This is a genomic window from Vibrio sp. S12_S33 (assembly GCF_963889785.1).
Taxonomy (GTDB): Bacteria; Pseudomonadota; Gammaproteobacteria; order Enterobacterales; family Vibrionaceae; genus Vibrio; species Vibrio aestuarianus.
In genome coordinates, this window is sequence record NZ_CAWPQZ010000003.1 from 1 (window position 1) to 19,436 (window position 19,436).

General features: G+C 41.4%; 20 protein-coding genes, 1 pseudogene and 1 riboswitch. Of the genes and pseudogenes, 17 read left to right on the plus strand and 4 right to left on the minus strand.

From position 1 onward, the window contains the following. From AACW06_RS02010 to AACW06_RS02055, 10 genes are all read left to right on the plus strand, one after another. Positions 1-908 (plus strand): type VI secretion system Vgr family protein (locus AACW06_RS02010; protein WP_192073774.1); only part of this gene is annotated, 908 nt, incomplete at its 5' end. After that, entirely contained in the window at positions 908-1,705 is a 798-nt protein-coding gene (locus AACW06_RS02015) for a DUF4123 domain-containing protein (RefSeq protein WP_238336616.1), read from the plus strand. The genes AACW06_RS02010 and AACW06_RS02015, both read left to right, overlap by 1 nt. Further along, a complete protein-coding gene (locus AACW06_RS02020) occupies positions 1,702-3,843 on the plus strand; it encodes a phospholipase effector Tle1 domain-containing protein (RefSeq protein ID WP_192073776.1) in 2,142 nt (713 codons plus the stop codon). The genes AACW06_RS02015 and AACW06_RS02020 overlap by 4 nt, the downstream gene beginning before the upstream one ends. Before the next feature lies 1 nt (position 3,844). Then, positions 3,845-4,582, plus strand: coding sequence for a DUF2931 family protein (locus tag AACW06_RS02025; protein ID WP_192073777.1), 738 nt, complete (start codon positions 3,845-3,847; stop codon positions 4,580-4,582). Positions 4,583-4,604: 22 nt separating this feature from the next. Then, entirely contained in the window at positions 4,605-5,345 is a 741-nt protein-coding gene (locus AACW06_RS02030) for a DUF2931 family protein (RefSeq protein ID WP_192073778.1), read from the plus strand. 22 nt (positions 5,346-5,367) lie between these two features. Continuing rightward, positions 5,368-6,108 (plus strand): DUF2931 family protein, encoded by a 741-nt coding sequence (locus AACW06_RS02035; protein WP_192073779.1) that lies wholly within the window; start codon positions 5,368-5,370, stop codon positions 6,106-6,108. A gap of 22 nt (positions 6,109-6,130) precedes the next feature. Continuing rightward, positions 6,131-6,868 (plus strand): DUF2931 family protein, encoded by a 738-nt coding sequence (locus AACW06_RS02040; protein WP_192073780.1) that lies wholly within the window; start codon positions 6,131-6,133, stop codon positions 6,866-6,868. Positions 6,869-6,890: 22 nt separating this feature from the next. Then, positions 6,891-7,628 carry a DUF2931 family protein gene (locus tag AACW06_RS02045; protein WP_192073781.1) on the plus strand — a complete coding sequence of 246 codons (738 nt, stop codon included), beginning with the start codon at positions 6,891-6,893 and terminating at the stop codon, positions 7,626-7,628. Positions 7,629-7,811: 183 nt separating this feature from the next. Beyond that, positions 7,812-8,453: a LysE family translocator gene (locus AACW06_RS02050; protein WP_192073782.1), complete on the plus strand. Its 642-nt coding sequence runs from the start codon at positions 7,812-7,814 to the stop codon at positions 8,451-8,453. A gap of 118 nt (positions 8,454-8,571) precedes the next feature. Continuing rightward, entirely contained in the window at positions 8,572-8,751 is a 180-nt protein-coding gene (locus AACW06_RS02055; RefSeq protein ID WP_192073783.1) for a hypothetical protein, read from the plus strand. A gap of 30 nt (positions 8,752-8,781) precedes the next feature. Here AACW06_RS02055 and AACW06_RS02060 read toward each other — a convergent pair whose 3' ends face one another. Beyond that, complete coding sequence (locus tag AACW06_RS02060; protein WP_171981497.1) at positions 8,782-10,161, minus strand: alanine/glycine:cation symporter family protein; 1,380 nt, start codon at positions 10,159-10,161, stop codon at positions 8,782-8,784. A 105-nt stretch (positions 10,162-10,266) separates the two neighbouring features. After that, positions 10,267-10,361, minus strand: a riboswitch (glycine riboswitch). Between the two features lie 366 nt (positions 10,362-10,727). Between AACW06_RS02060 and AACW06_RS02065 the strand changes: the two genes are divergently transcribed. Together AACW06_RS02065 and AACW06_RS02070 are read left to right on the plus strand one after the other, a co-directional pair. Then, positions 10,728-10,886 carry a hypothetical protein gene (locus tag AACW06_RS02065; RefSeq protein WP_168522127.1) on the plus strand — a complete coding sequence of 53 codons (159 nt, stop codon included), beginning with the start codon at positions 10,728-10,730 and terminating at the stop codon, positions 10,884-10,886. 21 nt (positions 10,887-10,907) lie between these two features. Further along, positions 10,908-11,642: a chromosome partitioning protein ParA gene (locus AACW06_RS02070; RefSeq protein WP_192073784.1), complete on the plus strand. Its 735-nt coding sequence runs from the start codon at positions 10,908-10,910 to the stop codon at positions 11,640-11,642. A gap of 61 nt (positions 11,643-11,703) precedes the next feature. Here AACW06_RS02070 and AACW06_RS02075 read toward each other — a convergent pair whose 3' ends face one another. From AACW06_RS02075 to AACW06_RS02085, 3 genes and pseudogenes are all read right to left on the minus strand, one after another. Next, entirely contained in the window at positions 11,704-12,810 is a 1,107-nt protein-coding gene (locus AACW06_RS02075; protein WP_192073785.1) for a M20/M25/M40 family metallo-hydrolase, read from the minus strand. Between the two features lie 163 nt (positions 12,811-12,973). After that, positions 12,974-13,771, minus strand: a pseudogene (locus AACW06_RS02080) (EAL domain-containing protein). Beyond that, positions 13,711-14,250 carry a CSS-motif domain-containing protein gene (locus AACW06_RS02085; protein WP_337923145.1) on the minus strand — a complete coding sequence of 180 codons (540 nt, stop codon included), beginning with the start codon at positions 14,248-14,250 and terminating at the stop codon, positions 13,711-13,713. The pseudogene AACW06_RS02080 and the gene AACW06_RS02085 overlap by 61 nt, the downstream one beginning before the upstream one ends. A gap of 360 nt (positions 14,251-14,610) precedes the next feature. On the opposite strand from AACW06_RS02085, the gene hppD reads away from it, so the two are divergent. From hppD to AACW06_RS02110, 5 genes are all read left to right on the plus strand, one after another. Continuing rightward, positions 14,611-15,684 carry a 4-hydroxyphenylpyruvate dioxygenase gene (hppD, locus tag AACW06_RS02090; protein ID WP_192073788.1) on the plus strand — a complete coding sequence of 358 codons (1,074 nt, stop codon included), beginning with the start codon at positions 14,611-14,613 and terminating at the stop codon, positions 15,682-15,684. Further along, complete coding sequence (locus AACW06_RS02095) at positions 15,677-16,813, plus strand: homogentisate 1,2-dioxygenase (protein WP_192073789.1); 1,137 nt, start codon at positions 15,677-15,679, stop codon at positions 16,811-16,813. Before hppD ends, AACW06_RS02095 begins: the two co-directional genes overlap by 8 nt. A gap of 9 nt (positions 16,814-16,822) precedes the next feature. Further along, positions 16,823-17,833: a fumarylacetoacetate hydrolase family protein gene (locus AACW06_RS02100; protein ID WP_192073790.1), complete on the plus strand. Its 1,011-nt coding sequence runs from the start codon at positions 16,823-16,825 to the stop codon at positions 17,831-17,833. Then, positions 17,833-18,483, plus strand: a complete 651-nt coding sequence (gene maiA, locus AACW06_RS02105; RefSeq protein ID WP_192073791.1) for a maleylacetoacetate isomerase — start codon at positions 17,833-17,835, stop codon at positions 18,481-18,483. Before AACW06_RS02100 ends, maiA begins: the two co-directional genes overlap by 1 nt. A gap of 184 nt (positions 18,484-18,667) precedes the next feature. After that, positions 18,668-19,435 carry a DUF3450 domain-containing protein gene (locus AACW06_RS02110; RefSeq protein WP_192073792.1) on the plus strand — a complete coding sequence of 256 codons (768 nt, stop codon included), beginning with the start codon at positions 18,668-18,670 and terminating at the stop codon, positions 19,433-19,435. The last annotated feature ends 1 nt before the right edge of the window (position 19,436 follow it).

Below are 19,436 nucleotides of genomic sequence, written 5' to 3' on the forward strand. Positions count from 1 at the left end.
TGGGGCCTGATGGTGAAGAAATTTTCTGTGACGAACATGGCCGCGTCAAACTGCATTTCCCGTGGGATAGATATTCAAACGGCGATGAGCACAGCTCATGCTGGGTGCGAGTGTCACAAGGATGGGCCGGCAGCCAATACGGGATGATGGCTATCCCAAGAATTGGTCATGAAGTGATAGTGTCGTTTTTAAATGGCGACCCAGACCAACCGATAGTCACAGGCCGCACCTACCATGCCAGCAACAAAGCACCCTACACACTGCCAGACAACAAAACCAAAACCGTGCTGCGCAGTGAAACCCACCAAGGTGAAGGGTTTAATGAGCTGAGCTTTGAAGACCAAGCGGCGCAAGAGAAAATTTACCTGCACGCGCAAAAAGACTATGAAGCACTGGTGCTCAATGACGCCACCAGTCACATCAAACACGATAGCCACCTGACGGTGGATAACGACCAGTTCAGCCATATCAAAAATAACCAACACTTAACGGTGGGTGGTGAGAGTCGCGAAGCCGTTCAAGGAAACCGAACGTTGATCATTAATGGTTCCTTACATGTAAAGTCGGGCCAAGTATGGGTTAATGAAGCGGGTGATGAAATCCATATTAAAGCTGGGCAAAAAGTTGTCATAGAAGCGGGCTCTGAAATTACGGTAAAAGCCGGTGGAAGTTTTGTTAAAGTGGATCCTGCTGGTGTCCATCTTTCTGGGGCGGGCGTTAATTTAAACTCAGGCGGAAGTGCTGGCAATGGCAGTGGTTTGAGTGGTGATTTACCGTTATTACCCGGTGAACTTGAACTGCAAAAGTCACCAGCACCACCACAAACTATCTCTTACCAAGCTCTATTGCGATCTGAAGAAGCGCGAATGCCAGCCGTAAAAGTATGTCCATTAGCAGGAGATGCCTAATGTTGAAATCGTGGTTTGAAGAACAGCCAGAACATCAATATTGGTTGGTTGATCATAAACTTCACAAGCTTGCTGTAGCGCAAAATGGTGGTTTTGGATTTGATGGTGCCATACCTGTGTTTTATGGTGCGATGTTTGACTCTGTGATGTCACTGTCACCGTGGCTAATTCCTGTATCAGCCTCTATTTTACAGTTGCCAAATAAAATGGTTAACCAAGGTTTAGGGCTTTCTAGTCGGGTATCAGAAAATGGCGTTATCGCCCACCTGAGAAGTTTATTGATAGCGGCGTTGGATGGTGAAGAAGTGTTGTTTCGCTTTTATGACTGTGAAGTAATTCTTCCCATGTTAGGCGCGATGGATGAGGCCGAGATAAATCAATTTTTAGGCAATATTAATCAATTAGTGGCGATTGATCACCATGAAGAAGACGCTCTCATTACCTTTACCAATACATCACGCGCGGAATTTACGCTCAAGCAGGAAATCTGGTGGAAGATGTTACCTCATCACCTAGCGCCTTTGTACAATGTAAATGTTCATGCGCACTCTTTAGAAAGGCGTTGGTGGGAGCTACTGCCGCATCTTTTACAACTCTTGGAAGCACCGCAGCAGATAATACTCGCCGCTCTGCAATCAGCATTAGACAAGCAGTATGACCACGATGTTGCAGAGCAGCATGCGTTAGTTGCGATCGTCACTGCGACCGATACCGCGCTTGATGATTTGTCTCACCATTTACATTTAACATCGGATGAACTCAAAGAGTTAAAAGCCATTAAGGAGAGCTGGCAATGAGAAGTACGACAGGAGTTAGCCCTTTCTGTGCACCGTGTGAAAATCGAACGCATTGGATTGAAATTATCATCCGTGATGAGTTCAATAAGCCATTTAAAGGAGTCACTGGTATTATTACTGACTCGGCAAAGCATGAATTTCCCGTCGTATTAGGTGAAGCGCCTATCTTGCTGAAAACGCTTGCCCCCGGCCCGGTGACGCTCACTCTCGATGCTGAACAATGGTTAAGAGAGTCTCAGGGTAAACTGAGAACACCCAATAATGAAGCCGACCCTACTTTGGATTTTGCCAAGCAATACCAAGACCATTTAGGGAATAGTGCTAGTTTTCTAAGTGTAACCACTGGCGATCTAACCGAATTAACGCCAGAACAAGCTCTACCCTTAAGGCACCAAAAAGGTCAAGCGGATGCTTGTAATTTACTGACAGATAAAAGTTATGTTCTTAAAGTGAGAGGATTTAACTTTATTACATTGCGCGTAGGTATGTTTTTTGATGGTACGGCCAATAATAGCTACAGTGCGCAATGGGGGAAAACTCAGTTAGAAAATTACTATCAAACGTGGAAAATGAAATACAACGTTGATTGCGATATTATTTCCAGAAAAACAGGGCGGCTTAAAAACGACATTCCTGCTACTCACTTATCGAGTGAGTGTTTTGATTATCCCAAAAAAGACAATTTCTTCATCTCGTTATTAAAAAATGATGCAGGTGAAGTAGAAACAGTGGCAGGCAGTGCTGCTAATGAGTTGACCAATGTGCAGAAATTATTTGAGCGTTATATAAATAAAGAATTTTCTAACGATAAAGACATCTATTTTATTTCTGAATATATGACCGGGATTGGTACGGGAAATAGCACAAATATTGCTCCAGCTGATGAATCGGAAATTTTTGGACAAGGTGCAGGGATTGGTAAATATGGTGTGACCGCTAAAGTTAGTACTTCCATAGAGCAGCTTTCAACGTCAATTATGGAACTAAAATCTACCTTCGCTAACGCACAGCCGAATATCGTTGACGGTTTTAATAAGTTGCAGTTTGATGTATTTGGCTTTAGTCGTGGAGCCGCCGCCGCAAGGCACTTTATCAATGTGGTTTTAGATGGTGAACAGGGTGAGTTTGCTCAAACGTTTAGCAAGGTGTGCCAAAAACTCGGTGTTCCCTTAGCTTATGGGTTTGATTGGAATGAAGCAGATGAGGCAAAAGCCAGCTGCGAGATTACTTTTGCTGGCCTATTTGATACCGTCGCTTCTGTGGTTGACCTACTCTCTTTTGATTTTTCAACTCATTATGACAACGGTGATGTGAGGCTATGGCTTGATCCTCAGCGCGTTAGGCGTGCAGTTCACTTAACCGCCGATCCTAGCATTGAGTGTCGCTATAACTTCAGCCTTAACCATCTTAACTCTGTTGATTCGGCTGCGCATTTTCATGAATTTGTTCTTCCCGGAGCCCATTCCGATATTGGTGGCGGTTATCATTCACGCCTAAGCTACAACAAGAGTGATTATCTCTTGCCGATCTTAGAAAAAAAGTTGGTAAAGCGTGTTAGTCGCTCTTTCTCTGACCGCTGGGATAAGGATCGCGCCGAGCAATACGTGAGAAAAAAACTGACTGAGTATAAACGGCGTGATTTAGCTACCGGCTGGCAGGAGAGTGATTACACAGAGCCACAAATTGAGTTTATTAATCATGGTAAAAAAGAGGGCGGCAGAGTGGTAGGTCGCCTTTATATACAGCGTAAGGTGGAAGGTGAACTCTCCCGTTTATACCTCAGATTAATGTATGGTTTAGCTGAGTTTCACGGGGCTCCTCTTGAGGATTATAATGGCAAAATTTGGCATGTTCCGGATCCTTATGCGATTTATTACACAGTAAGAGATTTTCCAGAGCAAAGCACAAATGGTTTAGCTGTCAGCTTTAAGGCTTTCAATCAAAAAGTACTGGATATGGCAAAGCAAGGACAGTATGCCAAGTTAGAGAGTGAGTTTGATGAAAAATGTAAACAAGAGTTGATGCAGTTAAACTTATTTCACCATTCATCTGATGATAGTTTTGCACTCAAACCGCTGTGGGATGAAAGTCAAGGCTGCTATAAGCGCGCCAGTTACCCATGCGAAAAAGGAAAGTAAAATGTATTTCAAAAGTATATCTGTTTTGCTAATTGCGGCATTGCTGAATGCTTGCTCCTCGTATGCTGGGTCGATACCAGAGACGCCATGGAGTGTTAGCGTCTCTATGCCCACTTTTTATCCTGTCAGTGTTACTCAAGCCTATGGGGTAAACGAGGCGCAAGATTGGACATCCCCTTTACATGCATTTTCTCAGTTTATGAGGATCAGTGCATTTGAAAATATCAAAAAAGAACTTCCTGACTATGATGGTTTTGGATTACCAATACACCCCTTCGCAATGAATCGACGAGGTGATCAGGTAATGCGAATTAAGCTACCACCCGATACTCTTTATTTGTATTGGGTTTCACTTATTAACACTCAGTTTTACGTGACCAAATATACTGTATCTGAAGATGTGAAAAGTTTGATGGCGCAAAAAAGTCTTTACCAAAATAGAGATGGTTCATTGGGTAATGTTTGTTATCGTACCGAATTCGTGTTCGGTTTACTGCCCAATGGACAAGCCAAGGTTTGGCTAAGAGGCTGTGGTGAAATCATCTATTTAGCTGAGCTGGGACCGGATAGAATATTGGATCGTGATAGTAATGGGTTTGATGAAGAAAGATATAAACAGGGTTCTTTACTAAATGATATACAACAACGCGCAAAAGACGCAGGTGTATCAATTGACCCGATCCCTTGGGATAAGGTGAATAAGGTGTATTCAATGGAAGAGATCAAATCTCTTAATTAACAACCTTTGATCAGAACGTAAAATGTATTTTAAAAGTATATCTGTTTTGCTGATCACGATATTGTTAAGTGCTTGCTCATCTTATGCAGGGCCAATACCAGATAGAGCATGGAGTGTTAGCGTCGCTATGCCCTCTTTTTATCCTGTTAGAGTGACTCAGGCCTATGGAGTGAATGAGGCGCAAAACTGGACATCTCCCTTACATACTTTTTCTCAGTTTATGAGAATCAGTGATCTAAAAAATGTTCAAGGTTGGTTACCTGAATATGATGGTTTTGGATTGCCTGTACATAGTTTTGCTATGAATACGCAGGGTGAGCAAGTTGTAAAGATTAAATTGCCACCAGATAGTCTTTACTTATACTGGGTTTCACTTATTAACACTCAGTTTTATGTGACTAAATATACTGTATCTGAAGATGTGAAAAGTTTGATGGGGCAAAAAAGTCTTTACCAAAATAGAGATGGTTCATTGGGTAATGTTTGTTATCGTACTGAATTCGTGTTTGGTTTACTGCCCAATGGGCAAGCTAAGGTTTGGCTAAGAGGTTGTGGTGAAATTATCTATTTAACCGAATTAGCACCAGATAAAGTTATGGATCGTGATAGCCATGGTTTTGGGGTAGAGAAGTATAAGCAGCCAGGTTCTTCACTGGAACGTATTCACAAACGTGCAGAAGACGCAGGTGTATTAATTGACCCGATCCCTTGGGATAAGGTCAATAAGGTGTATTCAATGGAAGAGATCAAATCTCTTAATTAACAATCTTTGATCAGAACGTAAAATGTATTTGAAAAGTATATCTGTTTTGTTGATCACGGTATTATTAAATGCCTGCTCATCTTATGCGGGGCCAATACCAGAGAAGGCATGGAGTGTTAGCGTCTCTATGCCCACTTTTTATCCTGTCAGTGTTACTCAAGCCTATGGGGTAAACGAGGCGCAAGATTGGACATCCCCTTTACATGCATTTTCTCAGTTTATGAGGATCAGTGCATTTGAAAATATCAAAAAAGAACTTCCTGACTATGATGGTTTTGGATTACCAATACACCCCTTCGCAATGAATCGACGAGGTGATCAGGTAATGCGAATTAAGCTACCACCCGATACTCTTTATTTGTATTGGGTTTCACTTATTAACACTCAGTTTTACGTGACCAAATATACTGTATCTGAAGATGTGAAAAGTTTGATGGCGCAAAAAAGTCTTTACCAAAATAGAGATGGTTCATTGGGTAATGTTTGTTATCGTACCGAATTCGTGTTTGGTTTACTGCCCAATGGGCAAGCTAAGGTTTGGCTAAGAGGTTGTGGTGAAATTATCTATTTAACCGAATTAGCACCAGATAAAGTTATGGATCGTGATAGCCATGGTTTTGGGGTAGAGAAGTATAAGCAGCCAGGTTCTTCACTGGAACGTATTCACCAACGCGCAAAAGACGCAGGTGTATCAATTGACCCGATCCCTTGGGATAAGGTCAATAAGGTGTATTCAATGGAAGAGATCAAATCTCTTAATTAACAACCTTTGATCAGAACGTAAAATGTATTTCAAAAGTGTATCTGTTTTGTTGATCACGGCATTGTTGAATGCTTGCTCATCGTATGCTGGGTCGATACCGGAGACGCCATGGAGTGTCAGTATCTCTATGCCCACTTTTTATCCTGTCAGTGTTACTCAAGCCTATGGGGTGAACGATGCGCAAGATTGGACATCCCCTTTACATACTTTTTCTCAGTTTATGAGGATTAGTGCATTCGAGAATATCAACAAACGATTTCATGAATACGATGGCTTCGGATTACCAATCCAAGATTATGCAATGAACCAGAAAAAGCAGGTAGTACAAATTAAGCTACCACCCGATGCTCTTTACTTGTATTGGGTTTCACTTATTAACACTCAGTTTTACGTGACCAAATATACTGTATCTGAAGATGTGAAAAGTTTGATGGCGCAAAAAAGTCTTTACCAAAATAGAGATGGTTCATTGGGTAATGTTTGTTATCGTACCGAATTCGTGTTTGGTTTACTGCCCAATGGGCAAGCTAAGGTTTGGCTAAGAGGTTGTGGTGAAATTATCTATTTAACCGAATTAGCACCAGATAAAGTTATGGATCGTGATAGCCATGGTTTTGGGGTAGAGAAGTATAAGCAGCCAGGTTCTTCACTGGAACGTATTCACCAACGCGCAAAAGACGCCGGTGTATCAATTGACCCGATCCCTTGGGATAAGGTGAATAAGGTGTATTCAATGGAAGAGATCAAATCTCTTAATTAACAACCTTTGATCAGAACGTAAAATGTATTTCAAAAGTGTATCTGTTTTGTTGATCACGGCATTGTTGAATGCTTGCTCATCGTATGCTGGGTCGATACCGGAGGCGCTATGGAGCGTTAGCATCGCTATGCCCTCTTTTTACCCTGTTAAAGTTACTCAGGCGTATGGGGTAAATGAAAATGAAAATTGGACATCATTGCTGCATAGTTTTACACCGCAATCTTTTAGTAATAGTGAGTTAAGTAACGCGCGTAAAAAGCTACCTAACTATGATGGTTTTGGTCTTCCTCTTCATGCCATAAGTATAACAAGTCGATACCAAATAGGTGGTACGAATCACTTGCCAGATAGTGTTTATTTATATTGGGTTTCGCTAGTAAATACTCAATTTTATGTCACGAAATATATTGTGCCAGAGTCTATAAAGCAACTTATGGCAAAACAAGACAGCTATACTCGAGCTAATGGTTTTGTTGTCAATCCCTGCTATCGCACGGACTTTGTATTTGGGTTACTGCCAAATGGGCAAGCCAAAGTTTGGCTAAGAGGTTGTGGCGAGACCGTCTATTTAGCCGAATTAGCACCAGATAAAGTCATGGATCGTGATAGCAACGGTTTTACAGCAGACACCTATAAAGAGGCTTCTTATTTAGGGCGTATTCACCAACGCGCAAAAGACGCAGGTGTATCAATTGACCCGATCCCTTGGGATAAGGTGAATAAGGTGTACTCTAGTGAAAAAATTATCCAATTGAATTGAAAGTAAATTACTTGCTGGATAAAAATCTGCTCTGGTGATTTTGTTGTAGTCATCATTAGACACGGAAACAGCCCGATTTTATCGGGTTTTTTCTTATCTGCTGCAAAACTCTTAAAGACATCAATCAAATGCTCAGGTATAAAAAGAACAACTGACCGCATTATTTTTCATACAGGGATAGGTATGTATATCCAAAACTTTGAGGCATTTTTAGTTGCCATTACCATCTTAACCTTAACACCAGGGCTAGACACCGCATTGGTTATTCGTAATACCTCTCGCGCTGGTTTTAGTGATGGATGCGTCACTAGTTTAGGTATCTGCAGCGGTCTTTTCGTTCATGCCACGTTTTCGGCGGTAGGTATTTCAGCGATCTTGGCACAATCCGCAGAGCTATTTCATTTCGTGAAAATGATCGGTGCTGCTTATTTGATTTGGCTAGGGCTTTCTAGCTTAAAAGCTCTGTTAAAAAATGGGCAAGGGATGAATATCTCCACCGTTTCTCACGGCGAGCTCAAACTCTCTCGTTCATTGCGTGAGGGCTTTCTATCGAATGTGCTTAACCCTAAAACTGCGGTATTCTACTTGGCATTTTTACCTCAGTTTATTAATCCAGAGTCTTCTCCATTATTTCAGTCATTATTTATGGCCGCTGTTCACTTTGTTATTGCCATGGTTTGGCAGTGTGGGTTAGCGGGTGCACTAAGCTCTGCAAAGAATCTACTTAAAAATGCATCCTTTATGAAATGGATGGAAGGTACAACCGGTGTTGTACTTATCGGCCTGGGTCTCAAATTGTTACTTGAGAAAGAAACAATTCAATAAATAGGGTTGTAGGTTTTTTCTCAATAAATTTGCGCTGACATTTCCCTGAAATAACGTCCTTAAATATGAAGTATAAATACCCGCATGTGCTACTCGGTAGGAAGTTGTGGGAGATGATGTGAATATTTTACTTATTTGTACGGTTGTTTTGGTGTGTGTATTGCTGTTTCTTGGGGGGATAGCGTTAGATCTTGAAGTGCCTATTTCAATTATTATTTTAGCAGTGTTAAATTGGTCCCACTCTTGCTTAGATAAACAGATACGTAAGCAAAAACATATGTCATTAAACCGCAGATAGGGCTGTTGAATACCTATCTGCGGTGTCGATTTAATATTGTGTCTGAACGGTATTCACAGCGTTTGAAGGTTGTTTTTCAAAGAACAGTTTCGTTTCTTCCATCACGACGTGGCGTAAGGCAATTAAACCAATGAGATTTGGAATGGCCATTAACCCGTTAACGATATCTGCAATGATCCAAATCATATCCAGATGCAAGAAAGCGCCAGATGCAACTAAACCGATAAATATCACTTTATAAGGCAAAACCGCTTTTGTGCCGAATAGGAATACCACGCAACGTTCACCATAGTAGTTCCAGCCCAAAATCGTAGTGAAAGCAAAAAACATCAAACCGATAGAGACAAGCATTGGTCCTAATGTTTGAGCATTTAAACCAACAGCAAATGCGTAAGTGGTCATCGCTGCACCAGAAAAATCGCTTTGCCATGCTCCGGTAAGTATTAATGCAAGGCCTGTCATCGTACAGATGATAATGGTGTCAAAGAACGTACCCGTCATCGAAATTAACCCCTGTTTTACACAAGAGTCTGTTTTCGCAGCGGCAGCAGCCATTGGCGCACTGCCAAGTCCAGATTCATTTGAAAAGACACCGCGCGCGATACCTGATTGAATAGCAAGCATGATACTCGCCCCTAAAAAACCACCAGTAGCAGCGGTTGAGGTAAATGCAGAGGTAATGACAAGGCTGATTGCATCTAGCAGTTTATCACTGTTGCTCACAATCACACTTAAACAGGCAACAATATAGAATAGTGCCATTGCCGGTACGATTTTACCTGCCACGTTAGCAATCGATTTAATACCACCAACGGTGACAAAGGCGACTAAAAGCGTCAGAACTACAGCTGAAATTTCGCGAGATACACCAAATGAGATTTCAGTGGCGTCCAAAATGGCGTTTACTTGTGGGAAAGTGCCGATACCAAAGCACGCCACGCCAATTGCAAACAGAGCAAATAGAACAGCTAGTGTTTTCGAACCAACACCATATTGTAAATAGTACATTGGGCCGCCAACCATTTGCCCTTTGTCATCGACTTTACGATATTTTACCGCGAGCAAGCATTCTGCATATTTTGTTGCCATACCAAATAGTGCCGCCAGCCACATCCAAAACAGTGCACCCGGACCGCCTAGTTTAATTGCGGTTGCGACACCAACAATATTACCGGTACCGATAGTGGCGGATAATGCTGTGCAAAGCGCAGCAAAGCTTGATACATCACCTTGTTTATCCGATGACTTATCTTTGCTAAAGACCATTTTTAGTGCCGTTGGAAGGTGGCGAAACTGAATAAGTCCCAAACGAAAGGTAAAATAGACACCAGTACCCACTAATAAAATAAGAAGTGGTGGTCCCCAAATAAAGCTATCAACAGTTTCAAGTATAGATTGCAGGTTGTTCATGAATTCCCCTTAATAAAACAACAGTTAAGGAGAAGAGGGAAAGGGTAGTGATCAAATAGAACACGATAGGTATTGAATAGACAATACCTATTTAAAATTATAGCTTTCCACTCCTCTGTCCTTTTGCCTGAGAGTTTCACCCTATGACAGGGTTTGCTCCTTCGGCGACCGATTCAACGGTTCTCTCCAGAGGTTCCTCCAACTACAGTCCTCGCTTGTTCTGTAAATAGAACATTAGCACCTGAAAGATTTACTTCTTCGGTGGGTTAGTTTATTCAGTTAAGAATGAACTAGCCTCTCTCCTGCAGTCTTCATCGGAACTGACGGCAAGCAGTGCTTACCGTCAAGGCACGATATGTTACATAAAGAAGTTTGCAAAACAAGATAAATTGTGGCTTTAGTCTCATTTTTATATTGATCGGTGAATTGTTGTCCAATCGATTTATCCAATGAGTAACAATGAAAAACGATTAAGGTGAAAGTTTACGCAACTTGTCGATTGTTCTACTTTTCTCTGACCTTTGACATGCTATAAATGGTATAAAATACGCTGGAGGAATAGTGCTATGACACGACTAATAACCATCGTTGTATTGATCGCTTTGGCGTTCATTTTAGTGCGTTTTCGCACTAATGAAAAATTGCAGAAAGGTGTTGTTATTACCTTACTGTCTGCTTTTGTAATCTACACCGCTTCAATTGTAATTGCTGAATTAACCCGCTGATGTTTATAGAGGAGTAAAAGAGTGGATAAACATACTGACATTGACGAACAAGAGGATGTAGTAGTCATTGAAGAACGAGATAAACGCACTTACGTTTATCTCGCATTGGCGGGAGTATTAGGTTTGGCACTAGGCGGCCTGATAGGTTCAAGTATCACCACTAATAAATGGCAAAAAAGCTATAGTCAATTGGAAGAAAAATATCAGCAACTTAATGAAGACAAAACACAATTAGTCGAAACGGTTGAGTTGAAAGTGGCAGCAGTTGACGCTGAAGTTGAGACTAAAATACAACGAGCATTGGATGAACAGAATTCACAGCATCAAGAACTATTGAATCAATTCCAAGAAAAATATAAAAAACTGGAATCAGAAAATAAGTTGCTACAAGCGAAACTCAATGATGAGAAAGAAAAGCTAGTAGAGGTTGCTCAAAGCAATAGTAAGCTCAATCGCCAGGCGGATATGCAAGCGACCATGTTTGAACGTTCACGTGAACTTTTCCAACGTGAGCTAAAAATTAAACAAGAGCTTGAAGCGCTAGAGAAAGAGAAACAGACCATTACTCCAAAGTTGAAGTTACTGAAGTCTGACTGTGACGCTTACTTGGAAGGTAAATCTTGGGATGCTAAATCAGATGCTTGTGATAAGCAAGATGCTGCGAATTCTCGTATCAGTCAAATTGACCAAATGATACAAGTACACCGCATGGATCTAGAGCAGATAAAAGTTTTAACAGAAGGTATCGGCTTGTAAGTTTAATTTTTTGTCTATGTATAAAGAAAAGCGCCTCCGAAAATAGAGGCGCTTTTTTGTTTTATGCCGTTAAATATGCTTTTACGAACTGGGCTATTTTAACCATGTCAGCAACTGCAATGTACTCTTCAGTAGTATGAACTTTTGCCATGCCAGTTGAAAGATTGACTGTTGTTAACCCTTTTTCGTTGAAGTTGTTGGCGTCACTACCGCCGCCAGTACGCTTAGTTTTAGGTTCAATATCAATAGAATGGAAGGTGTTTTTGATCGCTACAATGTGCGGATGATCTTCATCCAAAACAAAAGCATTATAAGCGCGTGTTGATTCAATCTCGACTTGTGCACCGTGTTTATCTGCCGTCGTTTGGAAAGTTGAAACCATGTGTTCAACTTGTTGGCTCAGTTTGTCATCATTCAATGAACGTGCTTCTGCGACAATTTTAATGTCTGGCATGACAATATTGGTTGCGCCACCACCTTGAACAATACCGATGTTGGCCGTGGTTTCTTCATCAATGCGTAACAACTTCATTTGAGTAATAGCGTCAGCGGCAACCATGATCGCGCTGATCCCTTCTTCAGGAGCAAGGCCTGCATGAGCAGGTTTGCCTTTGATTGTCGCTACAATCTTTTGTTGGCCTGGTGCGGCTTTTACTATAGTGCCGATTGGACCGCCAGTATCTAACACAATGGCTTTCGTTGATTGAATGTTCGTCATATCGAATTGTTTTGAGCCTTGAAGACCACCTTCTTCATGAACCGTAAAGGCAATTTCAATAGTTTTGTGCTGCAGATTTTCAGCTTGAATACAGCGAATGGCCTCGATAATAGCAGCAATACCTGATTTATCATCGCCACCTAAAATGGTATCGCCTTGAGAGCGAATAATGCCATTGTCGATAATCGGTGTAATGCTCATGCCGGGCTTTACGGTATCCATATGGCAGCTTAATACGACACTGTCGTTTATTTGGCCTTCCAAGCGAGCATAAATATTGAAGCCATTCGAAACTTGCTCTGGCACTGCAAGCTTATGAACGTTAAAACCTAACTCTTCAAGCTGTGTTGCTAAGGTTTCAGCAATTTGTTTTTCATTACCCGATTCACTATCAATTTTGATCAAATCAAAGAAGTGCTCAACCAAACGTTGCTCATTTATGGAATTCATTGTGTCTTACCTTGTAGGGAACAGAAGCGATACCTTATCGCGTGTTACAGGGTCAAGATGCTGAGGTAAATCAAAAAATACCGATAAAATCAAACCGTCTAATCCCTGATATTGAGCGGGTTTATCTGTTTTAGCTAAGTCACTAACTTTTTTGTATGAAAGTCTATTGGTCCATCTTTAGATGAATATCTGCAAGCATCAGTGGGTGATGAAAATAGTAACCTTGCTGAAATTGTACCCCTTTTGCTGCTAAGTAACGGGCTTGTTCTTCTATCTCGACCCCTTCAGCAATAATTGTGATATTTAAACTATGCGCGAGGTCTATGATGGCATTCAAAATGGGTGCGTTAACAGATTGTAGTCCAATAGTATCAACAAAACATTTATCGATCTTGAGGCAATCAAAAGTGATATTTTGCAACACAGAAAGAGTGGTATGTCCGGTACCAAAATCATCGATGAAAACTTGAATACCTAATTTTCGGACTTCTTCTACGGCTTTTTGCCCTTGTTCATCCAGTAACTGTCTTTCAGTGATTTCGATATCAAAATTGATATTGATGTCATTAAAAGCTCGACCGTATTGTTCAAGTCGTTGTAAACAAAGATCATTGAGAAGGTATGAAGGAGGAACATTGACCCCTAGGTGGAACTTATCTTGGACGGTGATCGTACTCCAATCTTCAAAAGCGTTTTCAATTACGTAATCGGTAATTTGATTAATTAACCCATGCTCTTCAGCTAAAGGAATAAAGGTATCTGGTCGAATAAATCAAAGGTTTGGATGCACCCAACGAATCAAAGCTTCTGCACCGATAATAGAATGATCGTCACTAGAAATGATCGGTTGATACATCAAAAACAACTCTTTATTGGCTAGTGCTCTTTTTAAATCATCAACTAACGAGTTTCGTTTACTAAACCATTGAAAAATTGAAAAAATATGAAAATCAATATTGATATTACCAAAGAGACCGGAATAGCACCGAGGAAGCTAAAAATAACCCTTGAATCAACAAAATTAGAACTAGCTTCAACCATTAGGGAAAAATCGTAACGGCTTGATTTGACAATTTGACTTGGATTTTGACTGACAAATTTTTTATTTGCTGGGTAGTATAGTTCACCTAACTTCACAACAACCGTTTTTATACGCTTATCAGATCCATGTCCCAAGCGAGCGGAAACGTAATTCCTATCCATGATGGACACAGCACTACGTTGGGAGTTGTTCTTGTCTACATCGACCACAATTAAGGTGCGATTGTCAGGATTACCTTCTAAATCAAGTAAGAATTCTCTTGTATTCAAGCCATTTGCCGATACGCGATGACTGATATCGGTGTGCCTAACCCCACGTTTTGAAGAGCAGGTGATGGTTTGATTTTCGACAATTAGCATCTCCCTTAAGTTGCTCTCAAAAAGAAAGTTATTTTTAATAGAGTCATTGCGCTAATTACCGCAATTGTAACAATAGTGTTACATTGTAATTGTTGGAATACTCTATCTCTCAAAATTGGCTAGCTTTTTATTATAGAGTTGATTCCATTTAACTATTTGTATTTACGAGTTTTATATTGGTGCGTGTTATATTTTTCCTGAGCATCATAATCCTTATGAGTGCTCACTTTTTTGGTGTAACAATTCAATTACATTTTGTGGCGGGTGAGGTAGCTGCACCGTTTTCCGCTCAGTCATTTCTTTTTGCCAAAAATTGCGTCATTTTCTTTAAATCGCTTATCAAAACATAGATAAATTTTTAAAGCATGGTAAGGCTCGTGCACTGAGGGAGTAAAAAAGATGGCAGCAATCTATAACCCACTAGGTACTGATGGTTTTGAGTTTGTGGAATATACAGCCGCAAACCAAGCAGGGATCAAGCAATTAAAAGCGCTATTTATGTCATTAGGCTTTGCCGAAATAGCAAAGCATCGCTCCAAACAAGCTTGGTTATACCGCCAAGGAGACATCAATTTCATTGTTAACGCTCAACCGCATAGTCAAGCAGAGTCGTTTGCTCGTGAGCATGGACCTTCAGTTTGTGGTATGGCATTTCGTGTTGCAGATGCTAGCCTTGCGATGGAACATGCGTTAGCCAATGGTGGCAAAGAATACAAAACTCAGATTGGGCCAATGGAGCTCAGTATTCCAGCTATTTACGGAATTGGCGATAGCTTACTCTATTTTGTGGATCGCTATGGCAGCCAAAGTATTTACGATGTGGATTTCAAGTTTTATCTCGATGCCGTTGAGCGCGTAGCAACCGCGAATGTTGGCTTATATGAAATAGACCACTTAACGCATAATGTAAAACAGGGGCACATGGATGTGTGGTCTGGTTTCTATGAGCGTATTGGTAATTTCAGAGAAATCCGTTATTTCGATATTGAAGGCAAGCTGACAGGGTTAGTGAGTCGAGCAATGACAGCACCATGTGGCAAAATCCGCATTCCTATTAACGAATCTTCAGACGATAAATCACAGATAGAAGAATTTATCCGCGAATATAATGGTGAAGGTATTCAGCATATTGCCTTAGCGACAGATGATATTTACGCCACAGTGAACACACTGCGTGAACGTGGTATGGATTTCATGCCAACCCCAGATACCTATTATGAGAAAGTCAATGAGCGGGTCGAAGGGCACCAAGAAGATGTTGAACAGTTGAAAGATCTGCGTATTTTGATTGATGGCGCACCAATGAAAGATGGCATCTTGTTGCAAATCTTTACTCAAACCGTCATTGGTCCGGTCTTTTTTGAAATCATTCAACGTAAGGGTAATGAAGGATTTGGGGAAGGGAATTTCAAAGCACTGTTTGAATCGATTGAAGAAGACCAAATTCGCCGAGGAGTACTAAGCGATGCATAAATGGATCACATTCCCTCATCGAGAAGGGGTGTGCTCTAAACAAGCACACGCCGATTTTCCGCAACATGCAATATACGAAAGAGAAGCCGGACGCAGTGGCTTTTTTGGCCCGGCGGCACACTTTCATCATCAACATGCACCGACTGGTTGGGTTGAATGGCAAGGTGAGTTAAGACCAAGAGCATTCAACTTTAACCATGTCGAACAGGCAGAGAAATCTTCTCCTTGGGATGTGCCCCATCTTTTACACAACGCCAACTGCAAAGTACGTGTCTGGAAAGTAGCACAAGCCATGACCCATCTAGTTCGTAACGCTGATGGTGATGAACTGCTTTTCATCCATCAAGGTAAAGCGGATTTATATTGTGACTATGGGCATTTAAATGTCACCGAAGGGGACTATGTTGTGATCCCTCGTGGCACTAATTGGCGTTTAGCTCCGAGCGAACCAATGTTTATTCTGATGATAGAAAATACCGATGCAGCGTATTCTCTGCCAGAAAAAGGACTGGTCGGAAATCATGCAATCTTTGACCCGGCGGTGTTAGAAGTCCCTTCAATCAATGAGCAGTTTAGAGCTCAGTATTCAGAGCAGAGCACGCAAGTAGAGCTAAAGCGTCACGAAAAAGTGAGCGTGATTACTTATCCATTTAATCCTTTAGATGCCATTGGCTGGCATGGTGATCTCGCGGTAGTCAAACTGAATTGGCGAGATATTCGTCCCTTAATGTCGCACCGCTACCATTTACCTCCGTCCGCCCACACGACCTTCGTTGGACAAGGTTTTGTGGTATGTACATTTGTTCCGCGTCCGATTGAAAGTGACCCCGGAGCATTGAAGGTGCCGTTTTACCATAACAATGATGACTACGATGAAGTGCTGTTTTATCACGCTGGTGATTTTTTCAGTCGCGACAACATTGAAGCAGGTATGGTTACGTTTCATCCGGCAGGGTTTACGCATGGACCGCATCCGAAAGCGTTTAAAGCAGGACAAGAATATAAGAAAAAATTCACAGACGAAGTCGCGGTGATGATTGATACTCGTCATGCATTGCAATTTAGTGACGCAGCGCAGTTAGTGGAAAATAAGCACTATGTCTACAGTTGGAAAACGACGCAAGAGTAGGGAGATAAAATGAAATTAGCAACGCTCAAAAATAACACGCGAGATGGTCTGCTGGTGGTAGTCAACAAAGAGTTAACAAAATGTGTTGCGGTGCCTGATATAGCAGAAAATCTTCAGCAAGCATTGGACCGTTGGCATCACTTTGAACCGATGTTGCACGAAGTTTACACTGCTCTAAACGAGGGTAAATTACTGCATGAAATAACGTTTGATCCAACATTATGCCATTCACCACTTCCACGTGCTTATCAATGGGCCGACGGTTCGGCCTACATTAATCATGTCGAGTTAGTCAGAAAAGCGCGTGGTGCTGAGATCCCAGACAGTTTTTGGAGTGATCCACTTATGTATCAGGGTGGTTCAGATACATTTTTAGGCCCGCGTGATGAGATTAAAATGGCCAGTGAAGAGTGGGGAATAGACTTTGAAGCGGAAGTCGCTGTGATTACAAACGATGTGCCGATGGGTGCGACAGCAGACGAGTCGGCCCAGGCTATTCGCTTAGTAATGCTGGTGAATGATGTGTCGCTGCGGGGATTAATTCCTCAAGAATTGGCCAAAGGTTTTGGTTTCTTCCAATCGAAGCCGTCATCTGCGTTTTCACCAGTAGCAGTCACGCCCGATGAATTGGCTGAACATTGGGACGGGGGCAAACTCAATTTACCTCTACTTTCTACTTATAATGGTCGTGCATTTGGTTGTCCTAATGCAGGCGTTGATATGACCTTTGAATTTCCACAATTGATTGCCCATGCGGCAAAAACTCGTCCACTCTGTTCAGGTACGATCATCGGTTCTGGTACGGTATCGAACAAGCAAGGAACGGACTACGGAACCTCTATTGAAGAGGGTGGGGTTGGTTACTCCTGCATTGCCGAAGTACGGATGATTGAAACGATTCGAGATGGTAAACCTAGCACGGAGTTTATGAAATTTGGTGACACCATCAAATTAGAAATGCGAGATAAACATGGCAATAGCTTGTTTGGCAGCATAGAACAGAAAGTGGTGAAATATTAATGGCAGACATAAAATTGTATGGATACTGGCGTTCTTCGGCTGCGTATCGAGTAAGAATTGCGCTTAATTTGAAAAAATTAACCTACAAGCAAGTTCCTATTCACCTTGTCAAAAGTGGTGGAGTTCAGCATTCTCCGGAGTTCAGTACGCTTAACCCTAGCGAATTGATCCCAGTACTTGCAGATGGCGAACTATGTATCAACCAATCGCTAACAATTATCGAATATCTTGATGATGTATATCCTGACATTCGTTTAATCCCTGAGTCTGGCAAAGAAAAATATCTGGTTAAATCACTGGCTCAAGATATCGCTATAGATATTCATCCGCTTAATAATTTGCGGGTATTGCAGTATTTAACCGCTGAATTGGGCGTGAGTGACTCACAGAAAAGTGATTGGTATAGGCACTGGATCCAGACTGGTTTTCACGGATTAGAGAAGAAACTGGCACAATTGGCGGGGACTCATTGCGTTGGTGATCAAATAAGCCTCGTCGATGTCTGTCTAGTTCCCCAAGTGTATAACGCTGAACGGTTTAGTCTTGATATTAGCCAGTTCCCTAACATTGAGCGCATAACCGCCAATCTTAGAGCTCATCCTGCTTTTATCGCAGCAGAACCTGAAAGTCAGCCTGATGCGGAAATCTAGTAAACTAGCCTGATATTGGGCTAGCTTCACTTCCAAAAATAGACTTTTATAACCTGCTGAAGAAGTTAGCGCGGTATACTGTTGTTTGAATGGTAAAAGATCGATAGAACGCAATTCCTGTTGATAATGAGAGCTTTTATCAATAAAATCGCACGCACTGCTTTGATGGTAATAAATAACGTCTATGAATCCTTTTAAAATAAGTTTGCTCTTTGTCGCAACCACAAGCTTGCTCGGCGCAAATGCTTCAACGTTAAGCGATGCTAATGCAATTCAAAATAGCACCAACTCAATGTCTGCCCTTAGTCAGAAGAGTATTAATCACAGTTCACAACAGGCTTTGCAACTGCAAGCTGAAATTGATCAACTTAAAGAAGACGTAAAAAATATCACCATTTACCGTAATCATTTAGCGTCATTGGTTGAAAGCCAAAATCAAGAAACTCAAAGTCTTGCTCATCAAATTGAAGAGATAAAACTAACACGTCAGGGGATAGTCCCTTTGATGTACAAAATGATTGATGGGTTGCGCATTATCGTTGAAAGTGATCGACCACTAAAACGTGGACAACGTTTGGAACGCATAGAAAAACTTCAAACGATGATGACCAGAGCCGATGTCAGTGACGCTGAAAAATATCGTCGAATTCTTGAGGCTTACCAAATTGAAATTGATTACGGGACTAAACTTGGTGCTTACCAAGGTTCGATCACTTTGAATTCCGCTGAAACTATTGAAGCTGATATTTTATACGTTGGGCGTATATCTTTGGTAGCGAGAAGCTTCAATGGCAAACATTATTGGGCTTGGGATCAACAGTCTCAACAGTGGAATTCAGTGGATACAAACGCATACAGTGAGTTAGATAATGCATTCAAAATGGCAAGCAGCCTGATAACACCAAACTTAATGACGGTGCCTGTTTCACTTAACCAGAAACAGGAGCAATAAA

Excerpts from the sequence above, each read along its gene's own strand:
- AACW06_RS02015 (WP_238336616.1), top strand. The coding sequence starts at position 908 with ATGTTGAAATCGTGGTTTGAAGAACAGCCAGAACATCAATATTGGTTG.
- AACW06_RS02020 (WP_192073776.1), top strand. The coding sequence starts at position 1,702 with ATGAGAAGTACGACAGGAGTTAGCCCTTTCTGTGCACCGTGTGAAAAT.
- AACW06_RS02025 (WP_192073777.1), top strand. The coding sequence starts at position 3,845 with ATGTATTTCAAAAGTATATCTGTTTTGCTAATTGCGGCATTGCTGAAT.
- AACW06_RS02030 (WP_192073778.1), top strand. The coding sequence starts at position 4,605 with ATGTATTTTAAAAGTATATCTGTTTTGCTGATCACGATATTGTTAAGT.
- AACW06_RS02035 (WP_192073779.1), top strand. The coding sequence starts at position 5,368 with ATGTATTTGAAAAGTATATCTGTTTTGTTGATCACGGTATTATTAAAT.
- AACW06_RS02040 (WP_192073780.1), top strand. The coding sequence starts at position 6,131 with ATGTATTTCAAAAGTGTATCTGTTTTGTTGATCACGGCATTGTTGAAT.
- AACW06_RS02045 (WP_192073781.1), top strand. The coding sequence starts at position 6,891 with ATGTATTTCAAAAGTGTATCTGTTTTGTTGATCACGGCATTGTTGAAT.
- AACW06_RS02050 (WP_192073782.1), top strand. The coding sequence starts at position 7,812 with ATGTATATCCAAAACTTTGAGGCATTTTTAGTTGCCATTACCATCTTA.
- AACW06_RS02060 (WP_171981497.1), bottom strand. The coding sequence starts at position 10,161 with ATGAACAACCTGCAATCTATACTTGAAACTGTTGATAGCTTTATTTGG.
- AACW06_RS02065 (WP_168522127.1), top strand. The coding sequence starts at position 10,728 with ATGACACGACTAATAACCATCGTTGTATTGATCGCTTTGGCGTTCATT.
- AACW06_RS02075 (WP_192073785.1), bottom strand. The coding sequence starts at position 12,810 with ATGAATTCCATAAATGAGCAACGTTTGGTTGAGCACTTCTTTGATTTG.
- hppD (WP_192073788.1), top strand. The coding sequence starts at position 14,611 with ATGGCAGCAATCTATAACCCACTAGGTACTGATGGTTTTGAGTTTGTG.
- AACW06_RS02095 (WP_192073789.1), top strand. The coding sequence starts at position 15,677 with ATGCATAAATGGATCACATTCCCTCATCGAGAAGGGGTGTGCTCTAAA.
- AACW06_RS02100 (WP_192073790.1), top strand. The coding sequence starts at position 16,823 with ATGAAATTAGCAACGCTCAAAAATAACACGCGAGATGGTCTGCTGGTG.
- maiA (WP_192073791.1), top strand. The coding sequence starts at position 17,833 with ATGGCAGACATAAAATTGTATGGATACTGGCGTTCTTCGGCTGCGTAT.
- AACW06_RS02110 (WP_192073792.1), top strand. The coding sequence starts at position 18,668 with ATGAATCCTTTTAAAATAAGTTTGCTCTTTGTCGCAACCACAAGCTTG.